We start from the raw sequence: 21,652 nt of genomic DNA on the forward strand, positions 1-21,652 counted from the left end.
GACGACCTGTATGACGCGACGCCGCGGCCGGAGCCGGCGGCGACGCCGAGCGTGGCCGCGGCCCCGGCGGCCCGTCCGGACGCTACCGCGGTGGGGGAGCCGGAAACGGCGCGACGGACGCGGCTGTCCGGTAGCCCGGCTCTGGCGTCCGGGAAGTTCGCCGATCCGCTCGTCCCGCTGCTGTCCGCGGACGACGCCACGGAGATCCTGGGAGCCGCCCAGTGGATCGCCGACCTCACCCGGCAGGGCCACACCTCGGTCGACGTGCTGCTCACCCTGCACGATTCGCCGTCGAGGCCGGGGGACCACGATGCCGAGTCGACGGCGATCGGCCGTGCGTTGCGGGAGTCGGTCGACGAGCTGCTGCGTGGTGACGATGAGCTGCCGTTGTCCAATGTCGACGAGCTCACCTGGCATGTGGCACACCGGATGGTGGCGGAGGCGCCGGCGGCCGATAGCGGCCGGTGGGAGCTGCGGGTGCAGCCGACCGTGCCGTCCGGTCCGGATCCTGCGCCGGAGACCGGGGTGCCCGGACCGGATTCGGCGGAGCCGGTCGCCGGGCACCGGCCGTTGCCCGATGCGGGGACCGAGTCACTCATTAAGCTGCCCGTCACCGATCATTCCGAGCGGTCGCGGTCCGCGCGGATAGATGTGTCCGATCCGCCGCTGAGCCGGGTCGTGGTGGAGGTTGTGGAGGTTCGTGATGGCGTGTCGGATCAGGATGCGCTGGCCGAATTCAAGGCCCGGATCAAGGATCACCCTGCGCTGGCCGAATTCGCGGCCCGGATCGTGGTCGATGTCGAGCATCGGTTCCGGCTCGGGCAGGAGAAGGCGGATGGCCGGCTGCACCTGACCGGGCCCATCGAGAAGCTGCGCGGGTATCGGGACGTGGTCCTGCCCGTGCTGAAGGCCGCGGTGCGCAAGGCGGTGAGTGACCGTAAACTGGATCCGGATGTCGTGGGCCCGCACCTCTCGGTGGTGGAGAAACCTGACACCGGGCCGGTCGTCATTGAGGTGATCGAGCATCAGGCGCCGTCGAATGCGCTGGCGGCGTATGCGGTGATGACGTCCTTGAGCCTGCCTTTCGCGCTGCACGGCGATGACCTTCAGGAGGCTGCGCTTCCTCGGGCAGCGGCCAGGATCGGCGGTTTCGTCCGATCGCTGGCGGCGCAGTATGCGGCCGGTGTCCCCCGGAAGAATTTGTCGACGCTCCTTCTCGACCAGCGTTCGTCGAAGGGACGGGCGGCCGTCCGGGCGGAGAATCTCACCGTCCTGGTCAATACCGTGGTGCGAGCCGAGTTGCCTGCTGATTCGGGGTTGACGCCGGAACAGGTGATCAGCGGCCACTTCCAGCTGCACCTGGCGCACCGCGACACCAATCCGGGTCTTTTCCTCGACGAGGTGGGCCCACTGCCGGAGATCGGCATCCTGCCCAAGGAGGTCAGCGCCCGGATCAGTGCGCAAGACAACCACCGGATCCAGACCTGGCAAGGCCGGCTGGATCCGGCATGGCAAGACCGGCTGGAGCAGGCACGGCAAGGCCGGCTGGAGCCGGCACGGCCGCGGGCGTTGCTGAGTCCCGACGCCGAAAAGATGTTGCTGAGTCCCGACGCCGAGGAGATGGGGCTCGCGATCGAGCAGTTCGCGGCTAGCCAGGCTGATCGTGCGAAGAAGGGCCTGCAATTAGGGGATATCCGCCAGACTGTTCGCCGATCGGATCCGGCCGTAACCTATGGTGTGCGCTCTGATCTGCATCAGTGGATCGAGGAGCGCTTCCGGGCCGCGCTGGCCGCGCATCGGGTGGATTCGACCGGACTGGCGCTCACCTATCAGACGCTCCGGACGAGTCGAAAAGCCCCGGCTGCGGCCACCATCGGCCTGGACCTGTTTCCGGCGCCGGAGCGGAAGCTGGCGGATTACCGCAGCGGCGTGGTGAAGCAGCTGACCGAGGGGTTCCTGACACTGGTGCCGATTTTGTCGGCGACGGCCGAGCAGCGGGTGATGGAGCTCGTGCAGGGGGTTGTCGAGCGGGAAGTGGCCAATCCGGGCAACGGCGACATCTTGGCGTTCGGGGTGGTGGGCCGGGAGGACGAGGTCGAGAAGACGCACGGGATCGGACCGTGCTTGCAGCGGACTCGAGTGCTGGCGCGGAATGCGGCGGCCCGGGCGCTTGCCGGATCGGTGAAGCCGTCGGATCTGACCAGCGCCGTCGAGGAAGTGCTGGATCGCGCTGTACGGTTCAAGCCGTACTACAGCTTTCAACGCGGATTGCTGGCCGATCTGCGCACGTCGGCCGATTCCGGTCCGGCCGAGAGCGCGCCGAGCGCAGCCGAGGATCGGCCGGTCGGCGCTGCCGGGGATCGACCGCCGGGTCCGGACCCGGCGAGGGTGGGCCGGCCGAAGTCGAGGCAGGTGGCGGCAGGCCAGTTCGGCGGGCCGAAGAGTATCGAGCTGTCTCCGGCGGACGTGGCGGCACTCGCTTCGGGCGCCGAGCAGATCGTGCGCCACGCCATGGCGGGGCCGAACGCCGGGTACGAAGGGCTCGACCTGCGGTTCGACCTTCAGGTGGCCCCGGGCCATGGGGCTCAAGATCGGTTCCTGCGCTGGCGCGACGCGCTGGAACGAGAGGCAACACAGGCGCTGCAGCGGGAGCTGAACTCGCGTTATCCGGCTGATCAGTACCCCGATCGGCCCACTCGGTGGCAGTTCACCGTCAGCAAGATGCCCGGTACCCGGAAGAGCTCCGGAAGCTGGCAGCTCTCCCGGTCCGACAGTCCCCGTCGGAGCATCGATTCCTATCGCGCGCAGGCCGCTTTGGCCATGCGGCTTACCAGCATGAACCAGATGTCGCTGGCAGACGCCGACCGGGTCTCATGGCTGGCCGAAGGTTTCGTCGACGATGCAAAGCGTGCCGCGGCCGATCAGCTGCCCGGCTTCAGCCTGACCGCGTATCAGCTGTTGCCCGGCTCGGTCGAGGATTCCCGCTGGAGCCACCCGCACCAGGAGCTGCTCGAGAACGCGGTGCGGCGCAGGTACGCGGAAGATCCGGAGGGCTCGTTCGACGTATCGGTCGAGCAGCTGCTCGAGCGGGTATCCGTGGCGATCGAACGGGTTGCGCGGGTGGACGACCCGCGCTTCGGGGTAGTCGTGGTGCAGCGTTGGCAGGCCGGGTCATCCGGGCCGAACCCGACGGTGGATCGTCCGGAGCCTGCTGGGGAATCGGCCGCACTGGCCGCACCGGCTGATCGAGGCCGCATCGCACTCTCCGCGGCTCCCCCGGATCTCACCCCCCTGTCGGTCCGTGACAGTGATACCGACAGCTCGGCCGATTCCGGTCCGGCCGAAAACCCGGCTTCCCGGACGCGCCGTGGCCACAGCGTCGTCACGCGTTCTTCGCCTGCCCAGAACCTCACCTGGCAGTCGGACAGTGACAGCGATAGTGACAGCGACACCAGCAGCGTTGCTTCGACGGTCCGACCCGGCAGCGTGGTGGGCGGGCCGAGTGGTGCTCCCGGCGGGACCGGCGCATCGCCTGGCGGGTCGGTGCGCACCTTCGACATCCACGATCCCCGCCTGGTGGACAAGATTCACGAGCTGGCGGACGCGTTGAAAGCCTCGATCCAGTCACAGCGGGCGGTGGGGCTGCCGGTTCCGTCGGTGGATATCGAAGGCCCGCGCCAGGACGCGGAATTCATCGCTGACATGCTGCGTACCGTCCTTGGCCGCAATCCGGCACTGGAGCTGCCGGACATCGACCTCACACCGGACTCGTCGGGCCCGGTCATCGTCGAAGTGTCCGTGCCAGTGCGGCCGAATGGCCTGCTCTGGCAGTCGACGGCCAAGGCTGCCGGTGGGTTCGCCATCTACGGAAGCAACGGCCGGCCCCCGGGGGCCTGGACAGCGCGGCAAGCCGCGTTCTACGCCGCGCTGCCGCGGCCGACGCTGCATGCCCTGCCGTTCTATCTCTTCATCGACGAGATCCAGGGCAGGCAGTTTCTGGTCAACGGGGCGCTGATCGACGGGGCACAGCTCGCCGGGCACCTCCGCTACACACCGTTCCAGTGGTACGCGGGCGACCACAAGGTGCCAGTGGTAGTGGTGATCCACGGCAGCCGCGTCCTGGACCCGGACGCGATCGCGGCTGTGCAGGAGTTCGCCGAGGCCTTGCGTGGCAATGGCCCGTTCCGTTCCGTGGTCATCGGGTACGACCTGGTGGAAAAGGACGCCGCGAAGGGCTACCTCGTACCAGGGCCGGCTCCGGTGTTCACGGTGGCGGCCAAGGGCCGGCCCGAGGACGTCGCGTGGATGCCGTTCGTACAGGACGACGGCCGCCTGTTCGGTATGGGCTTCGCCACGAAAGCCCGGCTCGACTGGTCGAATGGGGTCCACGCCGGATATCCGCGATCGGCGACCGACCAGAGCAGGCAGGCGCTGTACGAGATGCAGAGCGCTGATTCGGCGCGGGTCAGGTTCGTGGACTGGGTAGCCGAGACCGGCGGCGCCCGGACGGGTCCCGTCGAGTTCGAGCTGGACAGCAGCGGTACGGACTTCTCCGTTCCCTACGAGGATGGGTCGAGCTGGCCCATTTCGCCGGAGGACACCGCGTACCTGATAGTGAATTCCCGGTGGTATCAGCAGCTCCTCAAGGGCCCGACCCGCCCGAAGATGATCTTCTACAGCTCGGACCCGAAGGCCAAGCCGGATGTGCCGAGCCAGGCCAACGCCAGGCTGGTGGCGAAGCTGAGGAAACTGAGCGGTCCGTTGCGCAGCCACGACTACGCCGGCCCGCTCGGCCGGAACGTCGCCGTGCCCAGCGCAATCGTGGCGAAGGGCGCGAAATTCACCGCGACCGCGCTTGATTTCCACGATCTGGTAAGTCCGAAACTGGCCGACGTGATCGGGTTCCCGGTGCCGGGTGCGGCGCGTAATCCGGCGGACGAGGACGCGGTACTGCGGAAATTCCAGGACGCATTGCGGAATGGTTCTGCCGACCTGAGCGGGGTGCCGTTGAAGCACCCGGCGAAACGGCCGTTGGTCATTTCGGTGGATTCGGTCGACGGCACCTTCGGCCGGGTCGCGGACTCGACCGGCCCGGTGCATGAACTGGGCGGCGATGAATTCGGTTCCGGGCTGCTGGCCACCGATACCTTGCGTTTCCTGCGGTCGGATCCGGAACGGGAGGCGGTGCTGGTCGCGCGGAATGGCGGCAAGCGGGTGAACTTCGGCGGGCTGGGATTCGATTTCGCCGGGGCGCTCCGCAGGGAAGGAATCTTCAACAGAGTTTATGCGCCGACGGGGGAAGCGCGCATCGAGGAAGATCGGATCGAGCTCGGCGCCGATTCGGAATTCGTGCTGGTGTCCACGCTGCGGGCAGGAGATCTGCGCACGAGCGTACTGAAGAACGGGGACGGCGAGTCGTTCACGGTGTACGTGCATTCTCGGCACGACAACAACTACGAGGCAGCCAAGCGGTGGGCCGAGAATGCGACTGCCGATCGGCTGCGCACCTACCGGATCGACGGTGATACCAGCTCGACCGAGGTGAAGTCGCCGTGGCCGTCGGGCACGGTTCCGGTGTTCATCCTCGTCGACGGTGATGTCGGCATCGGCCAGGATGGCCAGGATGTGCCTCTCACCTCGGCGCTGGTCGGGTGGATCATGCGTACTGAACCGCAGGTGCGGGAAATGCTGGGCGACAACATGTGGCGGGGACTCGTGGTGGCCTGGCTGGGCGGGAAGATCACCGAGAGCGCGGGATTCTTCCGGTCCTTCAGCGGCGGTGGGTACGACCGGGTGCTGTACGCGCCGGAGAATACGTTCTACCTGTCCGACGACGGCAGAATTACCTTGCAGAACAAGGGTTTTGTTCAGCATGATCCATCGCTGCCGAGCCCGGACGCTTACTTCGCTTACCCCAAAGCCAACGAACGGCTGGGCACCCACGGGATCTTCTTCCCGCGCGATGTGGCCGACCTCCACACCATGGCTGCGTCTTCGTCCCACCAGACGGGCGTGCGGCAGCAGTACTACTTCCGGGAGATCATCACCGGTACCGACGCAGCCGGCCGGCCGGTCAAGCGGTTAGTGGCTTATGTCACTCCGTGGGCGGGGATTCCGCTGGCCAAGCGGTTCGCCATCGACGGGCACGGCAACAGCGGGGGCTTCGCACTCGCCCTCAAGACCGACCGGCCGTGGGAGTTCGGTGACATCGTGATGGCCGGCGGCCGCGACATGGCCCACATCATCACCGCACTCGATCTCTATCGGCAGGCCGGGGTCGATCCCGCCGCGATGCGGCTTGATCAGTGCCTGGTAAGAGCCAAGGGCCCGAACGGGACCATCGAGGCGGCGGAACTTTCCCTGGCACTGCGCAAGGTTGTCGGCAACCCGTTATTGGTGCTCGCTGCCGACAACGAGGTCTGGGTGTCTACAACCCACGCGGCCGCCGGGGTCTACAACGGTGGCTCGCTCGCCGAGGTGACGCCGGGACCGGATGGGCCCGCGCCAGAGGTCACGCTCGGCGAGCTGTCGACAGGCCGGATCGAACCAGTGTCGATCCGGTTCTCCGAGATGAGCAAGACGGTCCAGGGCCAGGAGGTCGACACCATCCATGCGATCGTCCGGCAGGCGGTTCGCGCCGGGGTCTGGCGCCGGGCCAACAACGCTGGCTTGCCCGTGCTCTACCTCACCGGTTACAGCAGCAACCACGTGACCGGCCAGGCGCGCGCAGACGTCGTCGAGGCGGTGGCCCAGAGTGAGGTGCGCGCGGAGACTGTGCGGTTGCGCAGGCTCGGGTTCGAGCTCCAGCCCGAGGACATCGTCATCCGGACCTCGGATTCCGGAACGCACGGTGACTCGGTGTTCATCGCAGTCGACCTGCCCCGTGCCGAACTCGGCGAACAGGCGCTGAGGGATGCCGAGGCCAGTCTCGACCCGGCGGACGCGAGCATCGCCGCGCTCGACAGGGCGTTCGCGAAGTTGCTGCCCGATTCCGTGGCACCTCAGCAGGGTTCGAACGACGCTGCGGCGGCTGCGCTCGGTGCGGCGTTCGCGCAGTTGCGGCCCAGTTCGCCTCAGCAGGGCTCGAACAGCCCTGCGACGGTCACGCGGGGCGACCGGACCGGCTCCGGCTTGAAGCCTCCGGCGAAACGACCGCGGATCACCTCGCCCGGGACGGAACTCCCGCCGTCGGCACACACTTCCGGCGGGGTGGCCTTCACCAGGGACTCGCAGGTGCTCTCCGCATGGACCGCCGCCCACCTGGAGCTGGCGGCTCCGGCGGAAACCGGCGACGGCAAGTCGTTCACCGTGTTCACCCATGGCTGGGAGGACGGATTCGACGTCGACGGCGAGATCCTGAGCGGGCTGCAGCTGGCCGAGCGGCTGCGCACGCATCCCGCCTACCAGCAGAAGCTGGCCGATCCGGAGCTGACCGTCGTGCTGGCAGGCAACGGCTTCAGCCGGGCCGGTGCCCGGGAATTCGCCGAGGCGCTGCGTGGTTCCGGGCCCTACGTCGAGGTGCTCAGCACGGACCCGTACGGCTGGGGCAGCCCGCAGGACGCCAGGTTCAGCCGGGTTTCCCAGCTCCGGCCCGAAGATGTGCGCGTCGTCGAGCTGACCGACGCGACCGCCAAGACCTACGGGGTGGGTTATCCCGGCTCGGAAAAGACCGAGATCGGGTGGGAACAACGCTCGGCCGAATCCACTGTGCACTCCCGGCGGCAGGTCATGCGGCAGCTCGACGGCGAATCGTCCGACGACGATTCGGCCGTCAGCTTCGAACCCGACGACGGCGTCGAGACCATTGCCGACTGGGCCGGCTCGATCGAGGACGGCCGCACCGAAAACCTGCTCCTGCTGCTGGAAGCCACCGGTGGCCACCATGTCGTGATGCTGGAGGAGACCGGCCGCCGGCTCGGCGTGGACGACGATGAGCTGGCCAAGCTGGCCTATGCGCATAGTGCGGTCTCCGGGGCACTGCAGGGCCGGGTGCGGCCGCCGCTGGTCGTGGCCACCGACGAACTGTCCACTAGCGACAGTGGAACGGACCCGAACACCGGCCTGCTGACCGCGCTGCGGAAGCTGTCCGGCCCGTGGCACAGCTACTCCTACACCGGTGCGGTCGAAGTGGGCGGCCAGGGCGAACTGATCATCCCGCAGGGCGACGAGTTCACCGAAACCGGCCTGACGCTCGACGAGATCCGGCACGAGTCCTCCGGTTCGGCATTCGGTTTCCTTTCCGGCGCCGAGCATTCCTCCGCGCGGTTCCGGGAGTTCGCCGCCGCGGTCGCGGCCGGCCGGGGGGTCGAGGGCCCCTGGAATCAGCGCTCGGAAGGCGAGCCGATCTTCGTCTCGCTCGACGGCGCGGCCCGGCACGTGAACGTGGACCGGATCGATGGCCAGCTCACCGAAGAAGAAGGCCGGCAGCTCGGGGAACTTCTGCTCTCCAACCCCGAATTCGTGGCACAGCTGGAAGCCGGCCCGAACCGGCCGATCGTGCTGGTGTCCTCGTCGGGGGCCGAGCGGAACAACTTCGGCGGTTTCGGCTTCGATGTCGCGGGTGCGTTGCGAAACGCCGGCTTCTTCAACGACGTTTTCGCGCCTACCAAGGGGGTTTCGGCCGGTCCGGACGGCATCACCCTGGACCCCGGGTCCGCGTTCGAACTGGTGTCCGGCTGGCGATCCGGCGACGTGGTGGTCTCTTCGCTGCTCAGCTCCGATGCTTCGGTCCCGGTGCACGTGCTGCGCGCACCCGGGGACCAGAAGACCTACGAGGAGCTGGAATCCTGGGTCGAGCAGATCGATGCCGATTCGCTCGCGGTGTACTACGACGCGGAAGGGGTTCGCCACGATTCGCCGTGGGGCGCCAACCCTCCGGTCATCGTGGTCGCTCAGTACACGACGGGCGGATACCGGGTGGTGCGCAGCGACGGGAAGCCCGCGCTGGTCCCCACCGTCGAGGATCTGGCCCGGGTCCTGCGGGACGACCTCGGCTTGCGAGAGGTCATGGGCAACCTCGAACGGCCCCTTCTGGTGCTCGGCATCGGCGACCCGGCCACCACGATGGACAAATTCGCCAAGGCCATGGTGCCCGGCGGGTACTCGCGGACGATGTACTTCGCGCAGGACGGCCGGTACTCCTTCACCGAGCCGGACCTGCTGGCCCTCGGCGGGGGCCTGGGCAAGATCGCCCCGATCACCCCTGGCCCCGGCGACCTGGTCAGCTACGGGCACGTGCGGCTCGACGGCAAAGTGCACGGACAGTTCTTCCCGACCCGGTCCCGCGACGTGCGCATCGACTCGTTGAACGGAATGCGCTATGCCGGTGCGGCTCAGGACACGTATCACCGCGAAGTGCCGAAGGCACAAGGCAAACCCGGAACCCGAACCGTGGGCGCGCGGTCACCGTGGGCCGGGATGGACCCCTGGCCGGTGGACGGCCACGGGAACAGGAAGCACCTCGACTTCGCGATGGCCACCGGGCGGCCGCACGTCCGTGGTGATGTGCTGACCCTCGACGGGGAGCAGTCCGCCCGCGCGATCCACGGCAGTGCGGTGTTCACCGAGGCCGGCGGCAGCGATCGGATCCTGCTCGGCCAATGCCGCACCAACCGGTCGGTGCCGGGGGAGTTCTCGGTCGCCTACCACCTGAAGCGGACCTGGGAGCGGGAGTTCGGCCCGGTCACGGTGTGGGGGGCCGACAAGGACACCAAGCTGGGCGTCACCGGCCGGCGGATCGTGACCGACAGCGGCCGGTTCACCGAGGTCGACGATCTCAACCCCGCCGAGCCGGTGGAGGTACCGGACGCCCAGCCGAGCACCTCCGGTACGACGGTCACCAAGAGCGGGCGGTCAGCGACGACCCGGCCGGTGCCGCCCGCGCCCGAGCTGACGGACGACCTGCGCCGTGGCATCGGCATGAACATGGCCCAGCAGCAGGGCGAGCTGAGCAACGCCAGGGCACTGGACGCGGCGCTGGACGCCTTGCTGCCCGCCGGTGCGCGGCACGGGGTGGACGAGTTCGCCGCCGCGCTGCGGTCCAACGTGAACAAGTTCCGCGGCATGGGACATGTCGAGGACGTCAAGATCGACGGCAGGCACTACGAGCTGCACGGCTGGGCGCATTACGACTGGAACGCCGCGGAATTCGGGCCGGAGCCCGAAGCCGGCACGTCTACCGATCTCGCCGGGCCCGCGGGCAGCGCAGCGCTGGCGACGAAGGCCGGGGCGAGCCAGGGCAACTCGGCGATGGCGCTGATCATCGTCCCGGTCAGTCCCGGGTTCATGGCGCTGGGCTTCGTGCAGTTCTCCACCGACGCGAGCAACGCGGTGAACACGAGTGCGAGCAGCGAGGCCGGCCGCGAGCACGCGTTGAGCGTGCTGGTCCCGATGCGGGAGGTCCGGGTCCCGGTCCGGATCGAACTCAGCCTGCGGGACAAGCGGCAGCGTCCGGTGGGCGAGCCGGTGGTCGTGGGCGGGCGTCGCCGTCCGGCCGTGAATCTTCTTGTGCCGAGCGGTCTCGGCGTCCGCCCGGCCGGCGCCGAAGTGGCCACGGGACGGTCCTACATCGAGTCGGTGGAGGTCATCGGGCAGCGCGCGGGCAGCTACAAGGACCGGACACTGCCGCCGACCGCAGACGGTGAGCACCGGCTGTTCGACAAGGTCGCCGGCGCGTTGCCGAACTCTCTGGTGAAGCCGGGCCGGGTGGGCCGCCGGACGCTGCGGGAATTCCTGGACGACGGGACGTTCGCGAAGCACTACCACCGGATGGCGGTCACCCCCGAGGAAGCCGCGAAGGGCCGCGGCTGGGTCCGGTCGGACATCCTGTTCACCGGCAAGCACCCGTTCGTCTCCTGGATCAACATGCCGAGCGCGGTGGAGATGCGGCTGGTCGAACGCAGCGAGCCGGAGGTGCTCGACACCGTCGACACCGCGACGTTCGGAACCGTCGATTCGTTGTCCGCCAGCGCCTCCGACGTAGGTGCCGCGGGCAGGGCGGCCAACACCAAGATCATGGGTGGCCCCAGCTTCGACACCGGCGCGATGGGCGTCACCGTCGGCCCGATGGTGGGCGGCGGCGCCGAGCGTGGGCGGGAGCAGGGTCTTTCGCACAGCGGGAGCGAGGTACACCAGAGCAGCCGGGAGGCACCGGCCCAGCGCCTCCTGCGCCGCTTCGATCTGCAGGTACGGGTTCCGGGCAAGTCGCCGATGACCTTCGCCGACGCCGTGCGGGCCACCGAATGGCGCGAGGTGCGCCCGGCCGCCGAGGACCGGAGTTCCTCCGAGACCCGGGAAACGACCACCTCGGGCACGACCACCGGTACGACGATCACCGACACGACGGTGCCGGACACCACCGCGCCCGAGACCACCGCGCCCGAGACCGGTGCACCCGAGACCACTGCGCCGGAGACCACTGCGCCGGATCCGGCTGAGTCCACGCACGACACCACCAAGCCGGTCACGTCCACGCCGTCGGCCACCACCGAGTCGATCACTGCCGAGCCCGAGACCACCGAGACCACCGAGTCCGCCACGACCGAGCCCACCACCGCCGAGCCGGTCATCGCCGAATCCGAGACCACCGAGTCCGAGACCACCGAGCCCGAGACCACCACGTCGGCCCCGGAGCCCGCGCCCGCCCGGCGGCTCTACGGCCCGGAGGCGCTGGAATCCGGCCGGGCGCTGGCCGGTGCCACGCTCGAAGTGTCCAAAGTGGCCGATCAGGTCCTCGACCTGATCGAGAACTCGGTGCGCACCGTGCCGGGGCACAAGTGGTGGTACCTCAGCAGTGACCGGTTCCTCGACCAGTTCGACGACAAGGCCGCGGGCCGCAAGATCCGCCGCAAGCTGCAGGAGGGGCTGGAGCGCCGGCAGGCGTTGCGGGGCCTGCTCACCGACCGGGAGCTGTCGCTGCTCGCCGACCGCGCGCTGTCCGAGGACGGGCTGCGGATTCCGCTGGTGCCCAAGCACGGCTGGGGACACGACTACCACGCGTCCTTCACCCTGAAGGCCAAGCTCTCCGACTTGCAGGACACCGGTGAGATCACCCGGCTTTCCGCGCCGGCGGTCGTCTCGGCCTCGGATGCCGCCGGCACGGCGCACACCACGAAACGGGCGAAGACCACGGGCATCGGTGTCGCGTCGCGGATCACCACGGCGCTGTCCGAGCGGGCCGTGGTGTTCGTCAACTCGATCTACGCCTCGTTCACCTGGACCAAGTCCGGCCTCGCCGAGTCCACCGTGAAGCGCGCGGACGAGCGCGAGATCGGGACCGCTCTGGACGCCACGGGCAAGCTGGTTCCCGAGCCGCGCCACCGGTTCACCGCGAACGTCGACTGGACGCTCAGCGGCACAACCTACAAGCGGCACAACGCGATGGTGCGCGGGCTCAGTTTCGGCCGGCGCGGATTGCACACGCCCGAAGCGAAGCCGATCCCCATCGTGGACCCGGAAACCGGAGTCGCTTCGCCCGAGGTGGCCATTCGGGTGGCCGCGGACATCCAGGTCCCCTCCGCCTACGTGACCCCCGACCGGCCCGAGCCGCTGACCGTCACGCGCACCGAGGGACGCGAGCTGCCCGGTCTCACGTTGCGCCCGGCCCCGGAGACACCGGTCTCCGGCGACGCGCTGCGCCGCGGCCTGTCCTCGGACTTCGACGGCATCCGGGTGGTCAGCTTCGCCGGGCTCGAACACGTCCGCGCCGCGGTGAAGAACGGCCTCACCCGGGCGTCCGGTGACCCGGTCTTCTCCTTCCCGGAGAGCGATTCCAGCGTCCACATCGACAACGTCCTCTCGCCGGACGCGGTCCGGGCCAATCGCCGGTTGTTCAGCCGTACCACCGGTTTCCGGGGTCTGAGCTGGGCGCGGCGGCGGCTGACGCAGTACGGCGCGGCCGAGGTCTCGTTCGTGCCGCGCAACGTCGAGGTGCTGTCCGGCAAGCAGTGGCAGCAGCCGACCCTCACGTCGGGCACCGAGTCGAAGACCGGCACCGGCGACGCGCTGAACTGGTCGGTCACCATGGCCGCAGACATGACGAGCTTCGGCTACTACCACAACGCGGCGCCTGAAGGCAGCGACAAGTCGGTGCGCCCCGGTGCGCTCACCGTGTTCGAGATCAACCCGATGGTGCTGGAGGGCAGCAAGTCCACCGACGTCTCGACCGGTGTGGCCACCAGCACGACGATCGGCAAGCAGCCCGAGCAGTGGCATCTGGTACGGTTCGACGTGCGGGTCACCGAAGCGGCCGAGGTGCGCTCGCGGCGGTGGCGTAATGCGTGGGGCTTCATCCGGCCGGGCGAGCCCGGGGCCGCGAACGAGCAGTTCGACCTGCCGAAGGCGGTCGTCGCCTGGGCCACCACCAAGCAGATCGACGCCATCCGGGCCACCACCAAGCAGATCGACGCCATCCGGGCCAAGCAAGCCGAAGAAGACGCCCGCGTGCGCGACCTGCCCGAGCTGCTGGTGCGCGAGCCGGACGCCCGGGAGATCCCCGCGCCCGGGGCTATGCGCCCCAGCGAGTCGCTGTCGGTCGGGATCGGCGCTGTGGACGGCAAGGTCGACCTCAAATCCGTGCTGCCGCAGTTGCGTCGCGAACTCGCCCGGTCCCTGGGTAAAGCGCGCGCCCGCCAGCTGATCCCGTCTTCACCGCTGAGCACCGGGCACGACAACTACGCGGCGATCACGTCGTGGCTCGCCGAGGCGCAGACCTCGCTGGAGCATTCGCCGCACGGCGTGCCGCGTCCGCTGCGCCTGGAGGGCCGGCTCAAGGGCGAGACCTACGACGTCGTGATCACCAACGAGCTGCTGGCCGCTCCGGAGTTCACCGGCCTGACCCACAGCCGGCTTAAGCAGACCGTGACGACCACCTCGCTGGGCACCAAGGTGCGGTCCTGGACCCGGACCGCGTTGCGGATGGAGCCGATCGCCCTGCCTTCGGTCGAGGTCGGCGGGGCGCCGCCGAACGAGCACGTGTCCGAGAGCCGGCCCTACGGACTAATTGGCGGCGGGCTCATCGGCGACGTGGTGATCGGGCGCAAGCAGCGGACGGAGAAGGAGTCCCGCAGCACCGTCCACCAGCGCGCGGCCGAGGTCTCCGGTGCGCTGGCCGGCTACCGGGCGAACGTCGGGTTCACCGTCGCGATCGAACGGAACGGCAGGCGGATCGCGGAAGCCGAAGCCCAGCGCACCGTCGATTTCCTGCACCTGCCCGAGGATTCGGCCCCCGAGGGGCTGGCAGACCTGCCCGCCTCGGTGACGGAGCCGCAGCTGCGGACCGAGGACCAGGCGAGCCCCGAAGCGCTCCGGACCTGGCATGGCGCTCCGCAGAGCGACAACACGTGGGTCAGCCACGTGAAGTTCGATGTGGACAGTGCGGTGGACGCGGCGGCGCTGGCCTACCGGGAGAGCACCCGCTCCGATGAGGTGCCCTCGGAGGTCTGGCGCGCCCTGCGGACCGCGATCACCAGCCCGCGGTTCAAGGCGAGGTTCCCGATCTACGCCGCCGCCGGCGTGCCGCTGGACATCCCGGTCGGCTCCGGGATCACCCTCGAACTGCACGTCCGCACGCCCGGCCTGCCCACCCTCACCGGGGTTTCCGCCCGCACCAGGATTTCCGGCAAGTACACCGAGGGGCCGGTGGAGAAGACCCTGGCCGAGGCCTCGGTGGCCGAGCTCGGCTTGGTGGCCGCCCCGCTGCTCGGCCTCGGTGGCAAGCAGCCGCACGGCCACGAGGCGCTGGGCCACCGCGAGCAGTTCGGCGGGGGCGGGGGCCACATCCTGCCGATGAACCCGTTGGGTGGCGTCGGCTCCGAATCCGAACGCGAGGCCGAACACCACGAGGGCACCGGGACCGAGCGGTCCACCGCCTCCGCGGACCTCATCGGGTTCTGGCTCAACGACGCCGACCTGAGGTTCGTCGCCCGGCCGACCGGCCTGATCACCCGCAAGCGAACCGCCGTGGTCGATCTGCCGATCCGCAACGCACTGGTCCTGGCGAACGACTCCCGCCAGGACGCGATCCCCGTGCCGCTGGCCGAGGCCGCGCGGACCTTCGCCGACGCGGACGTCGCGTGGTCGGCCGTGGTGCCGCGGCTGGCGGGCGCGCGGGACGCGGCCGTACGCGGCGACGAGGGTGCCGCGGAAGCGCTGACGGCCGTCGAGACAGAGTACGAGGCCGCGACCGACGCGTGGTGGAACGCCTTCCACGGTTACCAGGCCCGCTTGGCGGAGACCACCGGCCACTTCGACCTGCGTGCGCCCGCCGAGGCGCACACCCTGCCGCCGCTGCGGCTGGAGTCCGAAGTGGACTGGACCGCGCCGGTGCTGGCGGAATACGGTGCGCCACCACCAGATCCCGATCCCGATCCCGATCCACCCGTCGTTTTCCCGCCACCGGTCCGGGTCGCCCCGGGACGGCCGCTCTTCCTGACCGATCCGCGCCCGCCGCGGACCGTGCTCGCCGAAGGCTTCCCGGCCGAAGGCATGCCCGCCGAAAGCATCGAACTGGACCTGTACGCCTACGTCGAATCGACCGACCCGGAAGCGACCTCCGGGTTCGTCAGCGCGTCGCTGGACCCCGAAACGGCCCTCGCGAAGCGGGATGGCCGGTATGTGTACGTGGTCGACGCACCGGGCGGGGTGGACGTCTCGGCGACCCTCGCCCACTACGAAGGCACGGACCACGGCCTCGTGGACCCGGCCGATGTGGTGCTCCCCGGCGAGGTGGCCCCGCGCCACGTCACCGGGTGGTTCCAGATCGGCACGGGTCCCGATGGCGAGCCGGTGCTGGGCGCTGACGGCTCCGGCCGGCCGGGTGTCGGCAAAGTCGGTGTGGAGGGCCCTGCGCAGCTGCGGAGGGCTGTGAAGGGACCCTTCACGGACTCTGAGTCCGTGAAGGGGCCCTTCACGGACCCCCGACCAACTTTGCCGGGGCCCTGGACCGGCAGCCGTCCGGCCGAATCCTCGGACCTCGAACTCACCGGTCCTGCAGATCTCGATCTGACGGTGCCGGAAGAGGCGAGCGTTCTGCCGCTTGCCGATCGGGTCCTGGTCGAGCGCTTCATGCGGAGCTTGACGGAGTCCGATGAGGACACTTCGTCCGAGGTGACCGTGCGGGCGCGGGGCGACGTGACCCGCGACGGGCCGCGGAACGCCGTTTCCTTGGTACAGGCGCAGATCGGCCGGGCCGCCAGCCGTTCCGGCTCAGTGCCACCGCGGATCCGTCCGGAGATCGAGCACGTCGAGGGGCGCCGCGACGTCCAGGTCGAGATCTGGGGCTCGCCCGCGCCGGCGGCGCCCGCGGTCTCGCCCACGCTGGCCAGGCGGCTGGAGCGGGGCGACGCGGTGGTCGGCAAGCTCCCGGAGCAGGTATACGAGGAGCAGCTCGAACCGGCCCGCCGGATCGTGGCCGAGGTGGCGGATCGGCACGGCTGGAGCGGGGCGGCCCGGAGCCGGCAAGAGGACGTCGCGAAGGTCGTCCTGGCCGAGCTGCGGCGCACCGACGAGGAGTCGGCCACGCAGGTCGCCACCGAAATCGGTGCGGAACTCGAGGGCCGTGGCCCGCTCGTGATGGCCGATCCGCCCGCCTTCCAGGTGTCGCGGCAGCACGGCCTGCTGCACTTCCCCGCGGAACCCGGGGCCTCCGCCATCGCCGCCGACCTCGATCCGGACCGGCCGCTCACCAGCTATGTGGTTCGCGGTCGATCGGACGAGCAGGCCGAACCCGTGCCGCACTATTCGGCGGACGCGACCGTCCTGGTGATCGACGCTGTGCGGCCCGACGTGGTGGAGGCCGTAATCGACTCCGCGCTGATGCGCCGGCTGGCAGGCCGCGATCCGCAGGCGCCGGTGGTGCTGGTCGGGTTGGAATCGAACGAGAACAGCGCGAAAGCGGTCGCCCGTTTCCTGCACAACGCCGGCTACCTCCGCACGGTCGTCTACGCCGATGGCCCATCCGGAGTGCTTCCCGCCGAGGGTAAGTACTGGCTCGGGGAAGACACCTCGTTCAAGGCCCTGCCGCCTCCCGCTGCCGAGCGGCAGCCGTGGTCGATGCACGCCACGGAGTTCACCACCGCGCAGCAGCGGACCATGCGCTTTGTGTCGCTGCCTTCCAGCGTGGGTGACCTTGCCGGGCTTGGTCCCGCGTCCGCGCTGCAGCAGGCCGACCTGGGCTCCTACGGCGTCTTCGACGAGGTAGAGCACGTCACCACCCCGGGCACCGAGCGAGCGCGATACGGCGAGTCGATCACCGATGTGCTGCCGCTGCCCGCGACCGGCCAGGATCGGCTGTACCTGGTCGTGCACGGCGGCGAGAACGGGCTGAAGGTCTCGCTCGAAGACCCGAGCCCCGGCACGTTCACCCGGGACTCGTTCGACACGTCGGCGTGGATCGCGACCGCCAAGGCGTACGCACGTGGCGCGTTCGAGGGGCTGAGCCCCGACCTCGACGTGGTGCTGCTCGCGTGCAACGGAGCGGCTCCCGATGGCAGCCGCAACGTCGGAACCGCGCTCGCCGGCGAGGACCACGCGGCGCGCGTGCGGCTGGCGGCGATGGTCCTCGGCGTGCGGCCCAACGTGCTCGGCTGGCGGAGCCCGGTGCGGCTGGTCCCACCGGGGCAGGCGGACGGCGTTCCGCTCGTCAACAGCTACTATCGGGAATTCAGTGGTGTGGAACGGGATCCCGCCGTCGTCGTGCACCGCTATCCGGGCCGGCCGGGTACGGAGCCCAGCTACGCCGTGCCGGTCGATGCCGACCGGGAGCAGTTCGCGGAGCGGGTCGCCGACGCGACCCAACTGCGGGTGCTGGCCGCGCTCGACAGCGGCCTTTCGTGGGCCGAGGCGCTTGACCGTGGCGTTCTGCCGCGGGTTTCCGTGCCGGCCTTGGAGGTCACCGCGGTCACCGAGGCGTTGCTGGCTCCGGTGAGCCGCGCACTCGGTGAGTTCCCCGGCGCACCGTCTGCGTGGACTGTCGTCCTTCGTATGGTCTCGCCGTTGCCGGTGGCCGCGACGGAGCTGGTGGTCAGGTTCCCGCGCACGCCGATTAATGGGAGCGGCCCCGCGCCGCGTCCGCTCGATGACGTACCGCCGCCAGGACCCAGCGACGACCGGTCCGATTCTGGCCGCAGTAGTGTCAGCTCGAACTCGACCATGGTGGATGACAGCGCCGCCGGCTCCACCGTGGTGGACGATTTCGCGCAGCTCGACGAGGCTGAGGGCGCGTTCTACGATACGAGCAGCGATTCATCCTCCATCGTGGATCTCTGGTCCGAGCAGATTTTCCTTGATAGCGCGCAGGTCTATACGGAGCTGGGCCGGTCGCGGACGGTCGATCCGGCTGATCCTTCGGCCGTGGAGGAGATCCGGTCGCTGGCGGCCGCGTTGAGGGCGTCGGTCCAGTTGCAGCTGGATGCCGCGCTCGACGTGCCCGAGGTAAGGATCACCGGCCCGCGGCCGGATGCGGACCTGGTGGCCGCCGCGCTGCGGACCGAGTTCGGTAATGACCCGGTGCTGCCGGTCATCGCGGTGACCCCGGGCGGGCCGGGTTCGGTTGTGCTCGACGTGTCTGTGCCGGTGATTCCGCGCAGTATGTCGGAGTTCGGTCCCACCACGAGTGCGTCGGGGGCGGTCGGTTTCGACTCCGGTACGGTTTCGGAACGGGACAGCTGGGCGCGGATTGTTGCCGCGGTGCCCCCGTCCAAGAAGACGAAACAGCCGTTCTACGTTTTCGCGCACGGTGATCGGGACGGGTTCTTGGTTGGTGGGGTGCGAGTCGATGCGGCGACGTTGGTCAGGCATGTGCGTAATTCACCGGCGTACCTTCGGTATGCGGCTGATGATCCCGAGGTGCCGGTCACCCTGGTCGCCTCGGATCCCGGGTATCCGGATGAGTCGGCCCGGGCTGACAAGGAGTTCGCTGCCGAGTTGCGGGCTGATGGGCCGTTCCGTTCGGTGTATGCGGCGACGGATCTGCCGGAGTTCGATGCCGCGGGGCGGGCGATCCTGGCCAACGGCGGGGTCTTCTCGCTGGTGGCCGAGGTCCGGCCGGATGATGTGCGGTGGGAGCGGCTGGTCGAGGCGGACGGGCGCCCGTTCGGCATGGGCTACCTCGCGCCGCACTTCATCTCCGGCCTCCGGATCAGCGCGATGCTGGGTGGCACGACGAGGCATAGCGCGCGGTTCGTGCACTGGATTTACCGGGACAGTCAGGGCAAGACACAGACGCGCGAGGTGCTGACACCGTACGCGGGGGAGTTGGACGGCGTCCGGACGCCGCCGGTCCAGATCGATCTGTCCAGTGATTTCGGCCGGTTTTGGCTCCCGCTGACGAACAATGACCAGTCGTCCTTCTCCCCGGCGGTGACGGGCGAGTTACTGCTGAAGTCCTCGATCTTCCGGATGCTCACCGCCGGTCCCGTTCGTCCGTCGCTGGTGCTGTTCACTGCGCTCAAACCCCCGCAGCCCGGCGCGACCGGCGACGTCAATGCCGAGCTGTTGCGCCGGATTGCCGAGTTGGCTGGTCCCTGGTCGACTTGGGACTATGCGGGTGAGTTCGGTTTCGCCCGGCAAGTTCCCGTTCGGCGAATGCCCGAGGGTGCGTCGTTCCGGGCGAGCGCACCGTTGTCGATGGACGAGGTGGTGCACGTTTCGGCCGGCCCGGTGTTCGGCTTCCCGCTCTCCGGTGGCACGCAGAGCGTCGAGCAGCAGCGACTGGTGCTGGAGGCGCTGGGTGCCCGGCTCACGGCCCAGGCCGCGGCCGGCCGGAAGGTGCCGCTGATCGTCGTGGCGGATTCCCCGAATGGGACCTTCATCCGCGTCGAGGCCGACCGTAACGGTGTCGTGCTGGAGCGGGGTGGCCGTCAGCTCGGGCAGATGTTGTGGGACTTCTTGCCATTCCGCCGGCAATTGGAGGCCGACCCGACCCGCGAGGTGAAGCTGGTCGCTCGCGACGGTGCGGCTCGGGTGAATTTCGGTGGTCTTGGTTTCAATTTCGCCGGTGCGTTGCGCGCCAAGCGTTTCTACGGGGACGTTCTCTCTGTTTCCGGTGACGCTGCTGTCCGGCCGGACGGGATCGAGTTGTCCGCCGGTGCGAAGTATGTATCGGTATCGGTTCTGCGGGCGGGTGACCTGAGCTTCAGTGCGCTGTCGAATCACGCGGGTGTCTTTGTCGGGTTGCATTTGCGGACGCCTGGGGACGACGTGCGGCACGAGCGGGTCAAGGCGTGGGCCAGGCACGCGACCGTCGATCGGCTGCGTACACACCAGGTGATCGTCGACGGAGCCGAGAGCACGGTGGATTCGACCTGGGCCGTACTTCCCTTTTTCATTCTGGGGGATCTGGGCGATGACGGCTTCTTGGGTGAGCGGCTCGACGGTCAGGTAGTCGATGTCAACCAGGTGTTGCTCGGCCGGGCTCTGCGTGCTGAGGCAGCCGTTCGGGGAGGCCTCGGCCAGACTGGCGGCTTCCAGCAGCGGGCACTCGTGTGGGGTTCTCTGAACGGACGGCTACTCGTTGATCAGGGTATTGTCGACAGTTTCGCTGCGGGTGGCTACCAGCGGATGAATTACCTGGGCACGGTCACGCTCGCCGACGACGGCGGAATCGCCGTTCAGGGCGCGGGTTTCGCCGCCTTCCAGCCGAATACCCCCAGGCCGGAGGACTACGTCTCGCACGCCATGGCCAACCGGCGGCTGGGTCGTCACGGGGTATACTTTCCGCTGGACAACCTTGACTCGCATGAAATGGAACGTACCTCGCACTATCTGAACGAGGTGCGAATCCGATATTTCTACGACACCGCTGTTGTCAATAATGCGAACGGTATCTTTTTATCGCGATCGAATACTCGCGTCATGCCGCTGGCGCTGAGCGGTGTTCCCATTTGGATGACTGCCGGACACGGTAGTAAGACCGGCTTCCTCCGTGCCTTGAAGAGTGATGACCCGCTGCGGCACGGGGATGTCCTGCACCTGGACGGGCGCCAAGCGGCCGTAGTCACCTTTTTCGGCGATGCCTACCGCCAGGCGAATTACCCGCCCGATGCCCAACTCCTGATCACCGAGTGCTGGGTGAACGTGGCGGTGCCGGGGCGGCAGCACACGCCGGCCAATGAGTACCTGCTGCAGTGGCGAACGCTCGCTGGCCGGCAGGTCGAGGGCGTCGGCGCGACCGTGAAGGTGGAGCTTCCCCGCAACGTCGGAAGCCTCGGGGTGACCAACGGTGGGTCCTTCACCAGTGCTTCGCCGGACACTGATACATCCGCACCGGGTATTCCCCTAGATGGTTTCGTGCCGAGCCGGATCGATCCGCTGACGATCGGTTTCACCTCGCGCGGCGTGACGGTTCGCGGCGGCCAGGTGGAGCCGGTGCTGGAGTTCGGCCGGCGTATTGCCCAGGCGGCAGCGGGGCGGGGATTGTTCCGCGCCGACCAGCTCAACATCACCGTCACCGGCTATGGTCGTGGCCTTCGGGGACAGCGGCGCGCGGATGCGGTGACGGCGTTGCTGGAGGAAGCGGTATCCGAAGGTCTGGTTCGGCTGGGCCGCCTGGGATCGGCTGTCCGGTTCGACGACCTCGCTCTGTATGTCGAAACACGTGACAGTGCCGATTCCAAGGTGACGATCGAGGTCGTGCTTCCCCCGTCCGCCCAAGTGG

1 protein-coding gene (running past both ends of the window) is annotated in these 21,652 nt (G+C 68.9%); it reads left to right on the forward strand.

This entire window lies inside a single protein-coding gene on the forward strand: locus ATK36_RS18480, encoding a scabin-related ADP-ribosyltransferase. The 84,846-nt coding sequence extends 42,354 nt beyond the window's left edge and 20,840 nt beyond its right edge, so the window shows coding positions 42,355-64,006 (codon 14,119, complete, through codon 21,336, partial); the first complete codon in view begins at window position 1. Both codon boundaries (start and stop) fall beyond the window edges.

The sequence above is a fragment of the Amycolatopsis sulphurea genome (assembly GCF_002564045.1).
Classification (GTDB): Bacteria; Actinomycetota; Actinomycetes; order Mycobacteriales; family Pseudonocardiaceae; genus Amycolatopsis; species Amycolatopsis sulphurea.